The 13,009-nt window shown below is 66.1% G+C and carries 15 protein-coding genes and 1 pseudogene; 8 read left to right on the forward strand and 8 right to left on the reverse strand.

All coding sequences use genetic code 11. The features are described from left to right. Entirely contained in the window at positions 1-801 is an 801-nt protein-coding gene (locus ACYVKL_RS31805; RefSeq protein WP_379167682.1) for a DUF5753 domain-containing protein, read from the forward strand. Further along, on the forward strand, positions 798-989 hold the full coding sequence (locus ACYVKL_RS31810) for a DUF397 domain-containing protein (protein ID WP_379167680.1): 192 nt from the start codon (positions 798-800) through the stop codon (positions 987-989). Before ACYVKL_RS31805 ends, ACYVKL_RS31810 begins: the two co-directional genes overlap by 4 nt. Before the next feature lie 3 nt (positions 990-992). Here ACYVKL_RS31810 and ACYVKL_RS31815 read toward each other — a convergent pair whose 3' ends face one another. After that, complete coding sequence (locus ACYVKL_RS31815) at positions 993-2,204, reverse strand: alpha/beta hydrolase family protein (RefSeq protein WP_379167677.1); 1,212 nt, start codon at positions 2,202-2,204, stop codon at positions 993-995. Positions 2,205-2,449: 245 nt separating this feature from the next. On the opposite strand from ACYVKL_RS31815, the gene ACYVKL_RS31820 reads away from it, so the two are divergent. Then, complete coding sequence (locus tag ACYVKL_RS31820) at positions 2,450-4,414, forward strand: glycoside hydrolase family 5 protein (protein WP_379167675.1); 1,965 nt, start codon at positions 2,450-2,452, stop codon at positions 4,412-4,414. A gap of 374 nt (positions 4,415-4,788) precedes the next feature. After that, positions 4,789-5,028: pseudogene (locus ACYVKL_RS31825) on the forward strand (hypothetical protein); the annotation flags it as partial. Positions 5,029-5,045: 17 nt separating this feature from the next. Here ACYVKL_RS31825 and ACYVKL_RS31830 read toward each other — a convergent pair. Then, positions 5,046-6,965 carry a hypothetical protein gene (locus ACYVKL_RS31830; protein WP_379167673.1) on the reverse strand — a complete coding sequence of 640 codons (1,920 nt, stop codon included), beginning with the start codon at positions 6,963-6,965 and terminating at the stop codon, positions 5,046-5,048. Between the two features lie 221 nt (positions 6,966-7,186). Then, positions 7,187-7,543 carry a DoxX family protein gene (locus tag ACYVKL_RS31835; RefSeq protein WP_379167670.1) on the reverse strand — a complete coding sequence of 119 codons (357 nt, stop codon included), beginning with the start codon at positions 7,541-7,543 and terminating at the stop codon, positions 7,187-7,189. Positions 7,544-7,592: 49 nt separating this feature from the next. Here ACYVKL_RS31835 and ACYVKL_RS31840 point away from each other — a divergent pair, with 49 nt between their 5' ends. Then, a complete protein-coding gene (locus ACYVKL_RS31840; protein WP_246598087.1) occupies positions 7,593-7,964 on the forward strand; it encodes a winged helix-turn-helix transcriptional regulator in 372 nt (123 codons plus the stop codon). 208 nt (positions 7,965-8,172) lie between these two features. Here ACYVKL_RS31840 and ACYVKL_RS31845 read toward each other — a convergent pair whose 3' ends face one another. After that, on the reverse strand, positions 8,173-8,550 hold the full coding sequence (locus tag ACYVKL_RS31845; protein WP_379167668.1) for a nitroreductase family deazaflavin-dependent oxidoreductase: 378 nt from the start codon (positions 8,548-8,550) through the stop codon (positions 8,173-8,175). 248 nt (positions 8,551-8,798) lie between these two features. On the opposite strand from ACYVKL_RS31845, the gene ACYVKL_RS31850 reads away from it, so the two are divergent. Continuing rightward, positions 8,799-9,452 carry a hypothetical protein gene (locus ACYVKL_RS31850; RefSeq protein WP_460773653.1) on the forward strand — a complete coding sequence of 218 codons (654 nt, stop codon included), beginning with the start codon at positions 8,799-8,801 and terminating at the stop codon, positions 9,450-9,452. An 88-nt stretch (positions 9,453-9,540) separates the two neighbouring features. Here ACYVKL_RS31850 and ACYVKL_RS31855 read toward each other — a convergent pair whose 3' ends face one another. Continuing rightward, on the reverse strand, positions 9,541-10,011 hold the full coding sequence (locus ACYVKL_RS31855) for an Ig-like domain-containing protein (RefSeq protein WP_379167664.1): 471 nt from the start codon (positions 10,009-10,011) through the stop codon (positions 9,541-9,543). Between the two features lie 176 nt (positions 10,012-10,187). On the opposite strand from ACYVKL_RS31855, the gene ACYVKL_RS31860 reads away from it, so the two are divergent. After that, positions 10,188-10,373, forward strand: a complete 186-nt coding sequence (locus ACYVKL_RS31860; RefSeq protein WP_379167662.1) for a hypothetical protein — start codon at positions 10,188-10,190, stop codon at positions 10,371-10,373. On the opposite strand, the gene ACYVKL_RS31865 is transcribed toward ACYVKL_RS31860, so the two are convergent. Further along, entirely contained in the window at positions 10,370-10,849 is a 480-nt protein-coding gene (locus ACYVKL_RS31865) for a DUF6228 family protein (protein ID WP_379167660.1), read from the reverse strand. The genes ACYVKL_RS31860 and ACYVKL_RS31865 overlap by 4 nt on opposite strands. Further along, positions 10,846-11,091: a hypothetical protein gene (locus ACYVKL_RS31870; RefSeq protein WP_379167658.1), complete on the reverse strand. Its 246-nt coding sequence runs from the start codon at positions 11,089-11,091 to the stop codon at positions 10,846-10,848. Before ACYVKL_RS31870 ends, ACYVKL_RS31865 begins: the two co-directional genes overlap by 4 nt. 347 nt (positions 11,092-11,438) lie before the next feature. Between ACYVKL_RS31870 and ACYVKL_RS31875 the strand changes: the two genes are divergently transcribed. Next, positions 11,439-12,014, forward strand: coding sequence for a TerD family protein (locus ACYVKL_RS31875; protein WP_213561455.1), 576 nt, complete (start codon positions 11,439-11,441; stop codon positions 12,012-12,014). Here ACYVKL_RS31875 and ACYVKL_RS31880 read toward each other — a convergent pair. Further along, positions 12,004-12,939: a PLP-dependent cysteine synthase family protein gene (locus ACYVKL_RS31880; protein ID WP_379167656.1), complete on the reverse strand. Its 936-nt coding sequence runs from the start codon at positions 12,937-12,939 to the stop codon at positions 12,004-12,006. The genes ACYVKL_RS31875 and ACYVKL_RS31880 overlap by 11 nt on opposite strands. Between the last annotated feature and the right edge of the window lie 70 nt (positions 12,940-13,009).

Genomic DNA, 13,009 nt, shown 5'->3' on the forward strand with positions numbered 1-13,009 from the left:
GTGTCCAAGCAAACCTTGTTGCGGCTCGAAGATGGCATCCCCACCAAGATCGCCACCTCCCAGCTGCGAGACCTGCTGGCGTTCTACGAGGTAGGACCGCAGGTCGAGGCGGAAGCGCTCAACTTGTGGGAGGAGGTGCGGGAGCAGGCGAAAGCGCAACAGCAGCAAGGCAATTCGAAGGGATTCTGGCGACCCTATTCTGATCAGTACGAGGCGCACTTCCCGCATTATCTGCGACTGGAGTCGGCCGCTGACCGGGTAGTCACCCACCAACTGGTCTTGATGCCGGGATTGCTTCAAACGCCGGATTATCGGCGTGGGGTGATTCATATCGAGGAGCCGGATATCTCAGCTGTTGATCTCGAGCGCAGGATCGAGTTGACCGCTCGTCGACAGCAGCGTCTGGACGACCCATGCTTTCGGCTCGACGCCCTCTTGTCGGAAGCCATCCTGCGTCACCGCCCCGCAGCCGGGGCCGTGGTCGCCGAACAGCTCCGGTCGTTGGCCGAGGCGACCGAGCGCCCGAACGTGACCATCCGGGTGATCCCGTTCGAGGCAGGCCCGCACCCCGGCTTGACGACTCAATCATTCACCTTGCTGGAGTTTCCCCGTTTGGACAGTGGCCTGGTCGAGCCCCCGGTGGTCTACGTCGAGGGCGGTAACAGCGTGGGCGTCTATCACGAGCGAGCAGACATCGTGGCCAAATATGGCCGGACCATTTCGGCCCTCGCGGCGGTAGCGTTGTCAGAAGAAGGCACGAGAGATCTGATGCTGCACTGCGCGAAGGAGTTTGAAGCGTGAAGGGACCGGCATTCGGCGTCTGGCACAAGTCGAGCAAGTCGGAAGGCGCGAAGGCGTGCGTCGAGGTCCGTCACGACCCCGACGCCACCCTGGTCCGCGACAGCAAGGACAACGGCACCGGCCCGATCCTCCGCTTCGCTCCCGACGTATGGGCCGACTTTCTCGACAGCCGCGTCTGGGACCGGTGAATGTCACAGATGCGGCAGTAGCTCGGGCTGGGCGAGTCGTTTGATGGTTTCGGCGGGGTTCGTGTCGCTGCGGCCGAAGACGGCGTCGAAGTAGGCCAGCAGGCAGGAGCGTTGGAGGTCGATCGAGCGGGTCGCGTCGATCGGGCCGATGGCGGCGGTCTTCAGGTCTGCGCTCAACAACCCCGCCGCGGCCAGTTGGGGCACGATCACCTGTTCGTCGGTGAAGGACATGTGCCGGGTGCCCGCGACCCGGAGGGGCAGCTTCACTCCGGTATTGGTTGCCCAATGCGCTTCCCAGCCCGGGTTTCCGAACCACGGTGAGGTGTCGCTGGCGAGCATGAGCAGTGGCCGGTCGAGACCTTCGGCGGCCACGGTGCCGAGTATCGGTCCGTCCAGATTGACGCCGGCGGCGACCCTCGAGTCGTCGTGCATGGTTTGCGCGGTGGTCGCGCCGCCGAGCGAATGTCCGAACATACCGACCTTCGTCAGATCCAGATCGTCGGCGAGGTGTTGCGGCAGCGCGGGACCCGCATGGGTGGAGTGCCCGGCGGCAACGAGTTGATCGAGGACGAACCGCGCATCGGCGACGCGGGTGGGGACCAAGACGTCGGCCAGCACGTTCAGCGGCGAATCCATCGGCACCACACTGCGTTCGACGCGCCCATCAGGGAACTGCACCGCGAACGATTCGTGGGTGTGATTGATCGCGACCACGATGTAGCCGTGGCTGGCAAGGTCTTCGGCCTGGGCGGTGTTCAACCCGGCGGTGTCATCGAGTCCTGGAGAATTCAGCAGGATCGGAAATTTCCCGCTGCCCGCTCTGGCCTGCGCGTTGCTGCGGCTGTGGCTGGGCGCGAGCGCCCAACTGTCGGAAGCGACGCCGCTCTGGGTGAGGCCGTAGCGCTGTTCTGCCAGTCCGCCAGGCGGCATCCACGGCGCCAGGGGCGAGGTGTCGGCGCCATCGGCCGGATACCAGATCTGAACCATCAGTTCGCGTCTCCGACTGGGATCCCATGGATCGGCGCGATTGGCATCGACGAGAGGTAATTCGGTGACGCCGACCGGGTCGGGTCCGGTTGGCGCGGGCAACGTGATCGTGACAGCCGGATCCGCCGGTGCGTCAGGACTCGCTTCCGCGACGCCGGCGGCAGCGGTGGCCGCCATCGACACCGCGACCACGGCCAGAGCATGCCGCCATGAACTTCTGTGTTCCAAGACAATTCCCCCGAGTATGTGTGGCCTCGGTTAGCCACCCTACCGAGCCGGCGAATGACAGGGTCTCTCTCTTTGCCACAAGGTGATTGACAACGAAACCTGATCGATAGTCGGCAAATTGCTGTTTCTGTTCTTTTGGGGGGCTCTCTAACGTTCATGCCGCTGAGCATCAGCGAGCGGTGTCACGTCGCCCGCTGGTGCCGCCTCCGTTGGTGTGGCGATTGCCTGGTGGATGAGGAACTCGAATGACGTTGATCTACCCCCGCGTTCGACAGCGGCGGCCGTGGTGGGCGGCGCTGACCGTGTTCACGCTGGTTTCCGGGATGTTGATGGCGTTAGCGGTGCATTTCGCGTCGTCGACGCAGGCCGCGCCGTTCTGTCTGTTCTCCGGATCGGCTGATTGCCCGGGAACCGGATCCGGATCGGGAACCGGATCTCCTCAGCTGAAGGGGCCGCTGAGCACGCGTGGACGCTACATCGTCGACGCGAGCGGGAACCGGGTGAAGCTGAAGTCCGGTAACTGGCACGGTGCGAGCGGCACCTGGACCGGTGACGGCGACGACGAGGACCCGAACAACAACACCGGCCAGGAGGTCGGGCACCGCGCACCGCTGGGTCTGGATCGTGTCCCGATGGACAAGCTGGTCACGGACTTCAAGAAGTTGGGCCTCAACAGCATCCGCCTGCCGTTCTCCAACGAGATGCTCACCGACAGCCGCCCGGTCAAGGGTCTGACCGCCAATCCTTCCTTGAACGGCCTGAAGCCGCTCGAGGTGTACGACCGGGCCGTGAAGGCGCTGACCGACGCCGGGCTGGGCGTCATCCTCAACAACCACACCACCTCAACCCGCTGGTGCTGCGGTGTCGACGGCAACGAACGCTGGAACTCCGGTCAGGACACCGAGAAATGGGTGAGCGACTGGGCGTTCATGGCAGCCCGCTACCAGGGCAATCCGGGCGTCATCGGTGCGGACCTGCGCAATGAGGTCCGCCGCGACACCTGGGACAACCCGAACTGGGGCATGGGCGACGGCCATGACTGGGAGGCCGCCGCCCGTCAGGCCGGCGATCGAATCCTGAAGGACGTCAACCCGAATCTGCTCATCATGATCGAGGGCGTCAACTGGATGGGCATCCCCACCGACCTCACGTGGCACGAGCGGCCGATGCTGAAGCCGGTCCACGACCTCTCCGAAACCCTGGTGCGTTCACACAAGGTCGTGTACGCCGCCCACTTCTACGGCTACATCGGCCCGAACCACACCGGCGGGTCCGGCCTGGGCGGCGGCGAGACCCACGACGCCCGCTTCCGGGACATGTCCCGCGCCGACCTGTTCAAATCGATGGACGAGCGGGCGGGGTCCGTGGCGACCACCCCGGATCAGCACTTCACCGCCCCGGTCTGGGTCAGCGAGTTCGGTGTCGGCAAGAACTCCGAAGCCGCCGACAAGGCGTGGTTCGGCAATATGGTCGACTACCTGATCGATCGGGACCTCGATTTCGCCTACTGGCCGATCGTCGGATTCCAGCACAATGACAAGGGCAACGACTGGGGCCTGCTGCGCTACGACACCGACGGCACCTCGCGCAGCGTCATGGACACCGACGACTGGCGCGGCGCGCACATGCGCCGCCTGCTGGCCGCGGACGGCAAGACCGGCCAGGTCGCCCCGGTCCGGAATTGGTCCATGCTCAACGCGATTCACGATGACGACAACGCTTCCCTGCGCGCCGCCGGCGACTGGGACAGCGGCGCACACAAGCTGGTCTGCCCCGACGACCAGCGCATGATCGGGATCAGTGACCGCGGGCAGGGCGGCTTGTGCACGGACGCGACCGAGGGCGACCTCTGGAAGCCGGGCACCCAAGCGACCAAGATCTCCGATGAGAAGGTCGACACCGACTGGGCTGGAGGCTTCACCAAATACCAGTGCCCCACCGGACAATTCATGATCGGCTACAGCCTGCGCGGCGACGGTATGTCAGGCATCCTCTGCGCCCCCGGCCGCATCCCGCTGGCAGGCGCCGGGCGAACCCTCTGGGCCGACCGCGGTGACAGCCGTCCCGCCTCAGGTGAGGGCGGCGACTACGCCCCCGGCTGGTACAAGGCGCAGTGCAACGCCGACGAGTACGCCGACGGCATCGCCTTCTCCTGGTCCAACCTCCGCTACGGCCACCCCGACGCCCTCTACTGCCGCAAGCTCAAATGAGCACGGTGCACGGACCACGGCAGTGAGGTAGGTGCTGGGCCCGCACCGGACTCCCGGTGCTGGCGGACACACGAACGCCCCGAGATGATGTGGGTTCACGCGGTCGTCGCAACGTTCTCGATTGAGAGGTTGTGGCGGCCGTGTCGTTTTCGGAGGGTCTTGCTCGGTTCGGTGATCGGTCCGAACGTCGGCGGCGGTCTGATTCGGTGGATCGGGAGCGTATCCGGTTGGTGTTCAACGTGACTGGGTCGGTGAATCAGGCCGCGAAAGCGGTCGGTGTCTCGCATCCGACGGCTCGCCGAGTCCTGGTCGCGGCGGGTCTGGTCGATGCGGTCAAGGCCAAGCGGGGTAAGCCCGAGGCCAAGCGGCGGCCTCACGGCCTGCTGCGCCAATACTTCCCGAAGGGCACCGACTTATCAGTCCACGGGCCCGAAGAACTCGAATATGTTGCCCAGCAACTCAACAACCGTCCACGCAAGACACTCGACTGGGATACCCCAGCCGAGCGCCTGCGTGATCTACTAACCGCCCAACACCAGCAGCGTTGCGACGACCCCTGGAATCCGCCTGATCTCGGGGCGTTGATCTTCAGGTTGGGATTGTCGGGTTCGTGAATGGGGCGACCTGGCGGTCAATTCAGCAGCGCGGACGCGGCGGTCCTGATCCGCTCGTCCTCGGTGAAGGTGCGCCATCCTCCGGAGTAGGCGATCCGCCGTGGGTTGTCGATGATGGCCTGGGCCACCGAACGGATGCGATCGTCGACCACGCCGATGTCGGCCAGGTGAGACAGGGCGGCGATGCGGACAGGCAGGCAGTCGCCCTGCGCCAGAGGCTGCGACAGCTCGGTGAGAACGGCCACGGCTTCGACTGGGTCGCCGGTGATCCGCCATAGGGCGTGGGCGGCCCCGGCCCGCGTCCATGCGTCAGCGGAGCGGGTCAACGTCCGCAGGGTGTCGGCACACGCGGCGGCGTCAGGGCCCAGGTCGGCGACCAACGCGATGACGGTGTGCCGGGGCTCGGGTCGGGTCAGGTGGTGGGTCAACGCGGTAAGACCGAGGTCGGGGTCGCCGCCGGTGCGCCACAGCGCCCACGCCACGGTCGGCATGTCCACGTCAGGAAGCAAGGTTCGCGCGGCGTCTGCGGCCGCCGGGCCGACGGCCCCCATCGCCTTCGCGGCCACAGCGCGGAGCTTCTCGTCGGCTGCCGCGTCCACCACGGCGGGTAGCGCGGAGACAGCGTCCGGGCCCCAGGCCTCGACCACCCGGCACAGGTTCGAGGCGAGGTCCCGTCGGGCAGCGAGCGAGTCGAGCAGAACGTCGGCATGGTGGCGCAGCGGGATCAGCACCTCGCAGATGGCCGGCTGACGCAGGTGGGGCATGCCCCGTCCGAAGTGAACGAGCGTCGTGTCGAAACCCAGCCGACCGCCGGACAGTCGTTCCACCAGGCCGGGCAGACAGCCCGGATGGCTTTGCCGGGCCAGCGCCCACACCGCCGCGTCGCCGACGGTGGTCCGAACGCGAGCGTCCCGTAGTGCCGAATCCGTGGTGCGGGCGACCAGGCGGTCAGCATGTCCGGCGGCGTCCAGGCCCAGGCACGCGAGCAGGGCCGCCGCGCGGTAGCGGACCTCGGGCGCCTCGTCGCCGAGACTCCTGGTCAGCAACGGCAGGAGCCCGTCGGTAGTGGTGCGCCACTGGGAGAGCACCTGCTGGGCGTGCCCGAGAGCGGCCACGCGGCGTTGCGGGTTGTCATCGCGGGCTGTCCCGACAGCGAAAACGGTGGCCGCGACTGGATCGGCAGCAAGCAGGGCGCCGGTAGCGTGCACGATCGTGGCGGGTGTGCCGCCGATCCACGCGGAGTCCGGCCACAGCGCGGCGTCGGGGTCCAGCACGGCCCGCACGAGCGTGTCGACCTGGCGTGTCGCGACGGTCGGATCGGACTCGCCCAACGCGTGCACGGCGGCAAGGCGCAATTGGAGATCGTCATCGGCCAGCAGCGCGACCAGGTCGGCGCGCAGTGCCTCGTCCGACGTCCAGGTGCATACGGTGCCGAACGCGAGCACGAGGTCGGCTCGGGTGACGCGGTCGACCTCTACCGCCCAACGACGGCGCAGCGCTGTCACCGAGTCCGGGTGCCGGATGCCGTCCGCCACGAGCAAGGTCGCTTCGCGACGTACGAGCGCGTCCGGATCGTCCAGCAGTGCGAGCAGTCGCGGCCTGGTGGCGTCCAGCGCGGGCAGCCACCCGCGGTCCACGAACTTGCCGGACACGGTGACAGCCTCGCGGGCGAGTAGACCGATCAACTCGACCACCTCGTGCCGGTGGTGCACAGCACGGTCGGAGGCTAGGTCGGCCAGCAGTGGAAGCGCGGCCGGCGCGGCGGAGCAGACCCAGCCGCCCTGGTGGTAGAGCTTGTTGGACAGGTCGGCGATCGCGTCGTACGCCGTGTCGGCGTCGGGGTCGGCGCACGCCCGCAGCAGGCCCGGGATGTCCGAAGCGTCACCGTAGTTGTGTGTCAGCCCAGACCAGACGATGCGGTTTGTGGTGGCGCCCATTCCCGGAACTGTAGACAAGGGGATCCGGCACGCGGCCCAGACGCCCCCGGCGCCCCGCGTAGGGATGTGGCTTGTCCGGCATTCGGCATGATGGTGCGTTCGGCCCGGCCTCGGATGACCACGGCCAGTTGAACTTCCACCATGCCGCGCTGGCCGCTTCGGCCGGCACGACCCGCGGCATTACAGGGCGTTCCGGGCGTAAGCGGTATGTCGCCGCAAGCTCAGGCGGGGCGAATATCGAGAACGAGCACGACTGACGTCGCGATCGAGAATGCCAGGAAGACCGTGGCTCCCAGCATGTTTCGGTCGCCGCTGCGGATGTGGGCGACGATCGCGCCGCCGAAGTAGAGCACCAGCCCGATCGCGGCGGCGATCGCGAAGGGCGGGAACCAGATGCCCGAGATGAGACCGGCTGTCGCGGCGATTTGCAGGCTCCCGAGCGCGGTGAGCTGCGAGGTGGTGAGGTGGACCGCTTCGGCGAATTCGCGGATCCATGCTGGGCGAACGAACTTCATCACTCCGGACTGGAGCATCGCCACAGCGAGCAGGACGGACAGGATCAGGGCTGCGATGTGCATGACGGCAACGCTAGGAATCCGATAGGTACCTTTTGGTAACCTTCGGATCGTGAGTGCCCCTGCAGGAATCATGTTCATGTCGGACTGTCCTGCGCGCACCGCACTCGAAGTCATCGCGAACAAGTGGTCGGTAGTCACCCTGTACGCGCTCCAGGACGGTCCCAAACGACACAGCGAACTGGTCGCCCTGTCCGGGGGGATCTCCCGAAAAGTGCTGACCCAAACCCTCCGCCGCCTGCAGGGCAACGGCCTCATCGACCGGCAGCGCTACGCCGAAGCGCCCCCGCGGGTGGAGTACAGCCTGACCCCGCTCGGTCGGACGCTCCAGGAACCGATAGCGATGCTGACGGAATGGGCGCAGGCGCACGGAGAAGAACTCGTCGACTTCCAGGAATCGGCAGCCGCGAACCAGACGCACTAGCCCACATTTTCGGAGACTCCGGCGCCAAAGGATAAGGAACCGACTTCCGATCATCGACAACACAGTGCGTGCGGCCGCGCTGTAGGCGGCTGGTAAGAGACTGGTGTCAGGATCGGATGTCTGAGCAGTCCGATCTGCTCCTCGATGGGGAGAGTCGCGGAGGATGTCGGATGGCCGTTGGGGACGTTCGGATGCGCGGCGGCCAGGACTACACGCGCTCGCCGAGCGTGGCGACCAGAGTCGAGTCTCCGGCCCGGGTGTACAGGCCGGCGATACCCTTCGCAGTGATCTCCGACGCCGGGACGACCCGCGGGTCGACGAGCTTGTAACGCTTGCCGACCCGCTGGATCTCGCCGCCACCCGCAGCCAGCAGGTTCTTGACCCAATGGCTCTGCGGCCCATAGAGAATCGGGATCGCGAAGCCCTCCGAAGTCTTGAAGCCGACGACCGGCGTCCTGAACGCGCGGCCCGATGACCGGCCCGTGTGATACACGACCGCCCACGGCGGGAGCAGCCACGCCCAGAGACCCTGTATGTGGTTGGTGACGTACTTGTTGAAGGTCGCGATGGGACGACGTAACCGCATGACCTGACACTACCGCCGCCAAAGGACCTCTGCCGGGGATGGCAGCGACGCCGTAATCGCCACCAACGGAATATATTTCGTCGCCGAGTGGCACACCCTGGAGGGTTTCGCCTGGTTTGTCCTCCATTTTGTGTCACTCGGCATTCGCCGGAGCCTTCGAGTGATCGGCTGTTCTGAGGCGGCTCTGAACCATGCGGGTCATAAGCGTGCGTTCGAGAGAACCGTCGAGTCGGCGTACTGTCGGCCGCGTGGATTTGCAGCCAGTCGTCGATTCGACCGAGCCGCTCACGCGTCGGGGTAAGTGGTTCATTTCGACGCAATGTGTTCGCGACGAATCCACCTGGGTGGAGGAGCATCGGGACCGGTGGCTCGAAATCGGCATTCCCGCAATGCAGGTCGAGCGTGCCGCCGAGTTCGAACGACGGTGGGGCGGGCTGGTCCTGCCGCCATCTATGGAATACGACGGCGGACCCAAGATGCTGTGCGCCGATATGCCGAGGGGGGCGCTCGAGCGGGGCGGGTGGTTCAAGGCAGGTGGGCAGCGGGTGTCGACAGCGATCGCTTTCATGATCGGTCCATCGGGAGAATTCGGCATCGACGGCGATCGGTGGGTGCCACTGCATTCGACCATCGAAGGATGGATCGAATCGGTTGCGCTGGCTCACCATGCGTCCTGCTACGCCCAGCAGATCACCACAATTCGCGGTGATGCGATCGACGAGCTGCCGTTGAGTGCCTTCGAACCCGTGACCGAGGTACGCGGCCTGGCCGACACCTGGTGGCGAGGCCCGGATTCGTTGATCGCGATCTATACGGGAGGGGCCGAATGCTTCGGCGCACCAAGGCTCCGTGTCGCCCGCGTCTACGCCGGTCTCGATGAATGGGGACTCAGCGGAGGATGACGGATGGAGCGTTCCCTAGCTGTCCACCCGCAAGCCTGATCGTCTGAACTGCACCATCCGGCTGTGCCTCCAGCCAGTTCGTTTCGCGCTAGCCGAAGATGCCGGGCAAGCAGCCGAAGCTGCCCGTATTCGTGCCGGCGCGGACCTGCACGGTCAACGGGTCCAGGGGAGTCGGGCCGTTGCTGCCCTGCACACTCGCGGTAAGAACGTGCTGCCCAACGGTTTTCGGGGTCCACGACACCTTCGCCTGACCCCACCCGTTCGGGTCGCCACCCACCCTGCCGGTGCCGATGGTGGCCCCATCGTCGAAGAAGGTGACCAGCATGCCGCTACCCGCGAAGTTGTCTCTCGCCTCATCACGGGCGCGCAACCGGTACAGGGCACCACTGTTCACCTCGTAGGCGCACCCGACCTGTGGATTCGCCTCCTTCATGGCGACGTTCCCCATGGTGGATTGGGCAGCGGCCGGAGCGCCGAACAGCAATACCGGGGTCGCTACCGCGACCAAAGCCCGAACGCCCCAGGTGATCCGGCGGTCCAGCCCGATACGTGCACTCATCTGCGTCTCCTGTTCTTCGGCCTCGAACGACGAGGTCGAAGAACGCTATCGTCCACAGGAAGTGAAATTATCTTACTTCAAAAAATCGGGTTGCCCCTACTTCCCGGGGCACACGCCGTCGCGCCAGGTTCTGTCTCCTGATGAAGCGGATGGGTTCGGACGTAGGGTGAGATCCCATGGAGTCAGACAACAAGCTGGAGGACTTACGGTCGGTGCTCTCCTGCGTTTTCGAGAAGCTCGGTGCCGAAAGCCTCACCGAGCCCGACCGGATCGAGTTGGTGGCGCGCGCCGAGGTGGTTCAAGACCAGATCGACGCGATCCAGGATGTCATCGACGACGAGGAGCAGCTAGCCGGCCACTAGCCCAGCTCCTGATTCGCCGGAATACCCGGCCGCAGGAACTTGCGGACCGCGGCAGCGAATTGGCGGAGCTGTTCGCCGGCTTCCAATGCCGTTGTCGTAGTTGCTGTCCACGCGTTCTGGTCGGCGACGGGACCTTGCGTCAGTGACCAGTCCAGCTGGACATGGCCCAGTCGCAGGTGCTCGGCATCGATTCGGAGCTCATGGTTGAGGCTTTCCCAGGTTCGGATCCCGTCCCAGCCGGCGAAGTCCGCGACCAAGGTGTCCAGGAAGTGCGGAAGCGAGCGGCCTCCGACGGTGTCGAGCATGATTCCGCGGATGGTGGCGGTCATCCCGTTGCCCGACAGTTCGGCACACGCCGCGACGAAGGCTTCATCGTGGGGCGTGCCGTCGCTGTAGGGCATGGTGCGATGCCATAGTCGCACGCGGCTGCCCAGGCTGTGATTCGACAGTTGGATCGCTTCGTCGTATTCGATCATCGATTCGTCGAATTCGCAGGTCGCCGAATCGACAGTAATTGAACCGCGAGGTCCGGCCCGTTCATGCGCGGCACCATGTCGGGGTCGGATTGGCAGATGGAAGCGCGGGTGGCGCCGACGCCGGCGGTGTAGTGGACACCGGCCGCAGCGGCGGACGCCTGCGGCGCGGTTAAGGCTGCGCCCAGCGCTACGGTCAGAAATCCACAGTGGAGCAAGGGTTTACGGACTCCGAAGATCGTCATGACACGAGTCTTGTGCGACGAACTTGCAGATATCGGACCGGGCGTTCGACAGCGTTTCGAAGGATCTGCCGGACGGGTACATTCGAGACGTGACGCTCGGTATGGGGGAGCCGTTGACGGGCGGGCGGTTGCGGGCCGCCATCCGGGATGCGCATGACGAGGCCGTGCGGGCGGTGGCCGCGGCGGCGCCGGGGGAGCCACCCGTGCCGCGGGATTTGATCGAGTTGCTGGCGTTGCAGCGGCGGGTCGCGGTGATCGCGGATCAGTTGGATGCCGAATCGGTGGCTCTGCGGATGTGGCGCGAGGACGATGGGGGATGGGATCGAGTTCGGAGGGACGGTAATTCGATGAGTGTCAGCTTGGCCAAGGGTGGGAACGTCTCGCTGTCGAAGCAGGCGCCGAATCTGATGAAGGTCGCGGTGGGGCTGGGGTGGGATGTGCGCAGTACCACCGGGGCCGACTTCGATCTGGATGCCAGTGCGATCGCCTGCGGGACCAACGGGCGGGTGGTGTCCGACAAGCACTTCGTGTTCTACAACAACCTGCGCTCGCCGGAGGGGACCATCGAGCACACGGGGGACAACCTGACCGGGGCTGGGGAGGGGGACGACGAAGTGATCAATGTGGATCTGGCGGCCATGCCGCCGGTGATCACCAATATCTTCTTCCCCGTATCGATCTACGAGGCGGAGACGCGGCGGCAGGCATTCGGGCAGGTGCGCAACGCGTACATCCGGGTGGTGGACGCGGTCACCGGGACCGAACTTGCGCGATTCGACCTGACCGAAGACGCGTCCACCGAGACTGCCATGGTGTTCGGCGAGCTGTATCGGCACGGGCCGGAATGGAAGTTCCGGGCCATCGGGCAGGGGTACGCGTCCGGATTGGGCGGAATCGCACGGGATTACGGGGTCAACGTCTGAAGACCGGTGTGGTCAGGTACTTCAGGCCCGAATCCGGCAACAGGGTGACGACGCGGGCTCGAGGACCGAGCCGCAGGCCAACCTGGATGGCCGCCACTACGTTCGCGCCGGACGAGGTGCCCGCGCACAGGCCCTCCTCGCGGGCCAGCCGACGGGCCATGGCCTCGGCGTCGGCGGTGGACACCGCCACCACCTCGTCGACCAAGGTCGGATCCCACAGCGGCGGGCGATAACCCACGCCGATGCCCTCGATCCGATGCGCCCCGGGCGCCCCGCCGGACAGCACGGCCGACTCGGCGGGCTCGACAGCGACCACCTGTAGTCGCCGCTGCTTGTGATACCGCAGCAGGGACGCCGTCCCCCGCAGCGCGGCCGCGGTGCCGACGGCCTGCACGAACGCATCTACCCGGCAGTCGGTCTGGGCCCAGATCTCCTGGCCCAGCGCGTGATAGCCGGTGATGGCGTCGGCGTTGTGCAGCTGATCGGTCCAGAAAGTATCCGGTTCACGGCCGAGGCGTTCGGCCGTGGCGATCATGGTGTGGAACAGCTGCTCGGTGATCATCCCGTCGGGGCTGGGCACCACGGTCAGCTCCGCGCCGAAGGCCGCCATCTGCGTGAGCTTCTCGGCGCTGAACGCGGTGGAGCTGACCAGCCGCAACCGGTAACCCTTGGCCGCGCACACCAGCCCCAGCGCCGCCCCGGTGCTGCCGCTGGTCCATTCGACCACCGTGCCACCGGGTTTCAGGCGTCCGTCACGTTCGGCGACGGCGATCATGGCCTGGGCCGCCCGATCCTTCATGCTCCCGGTCGGATTCTGCCCCTCGGCTTTCACCAGGATCTCCGCGCAACCCTCCGGTGTCACCCGGTGCAACCGCACCAGCGGAGTGTCGCCGATCGCCGCCAAGACGTTGTCGCCGATGAACATGATCGACCTTTCCCACGCCCCCGACCGGTCCCGGGATCGATTGTCCGGCAGCGGAGCTCACCGATGGGCG

This window comes from Nocardia tengchongensis (genome assembly GCF_054781395.1).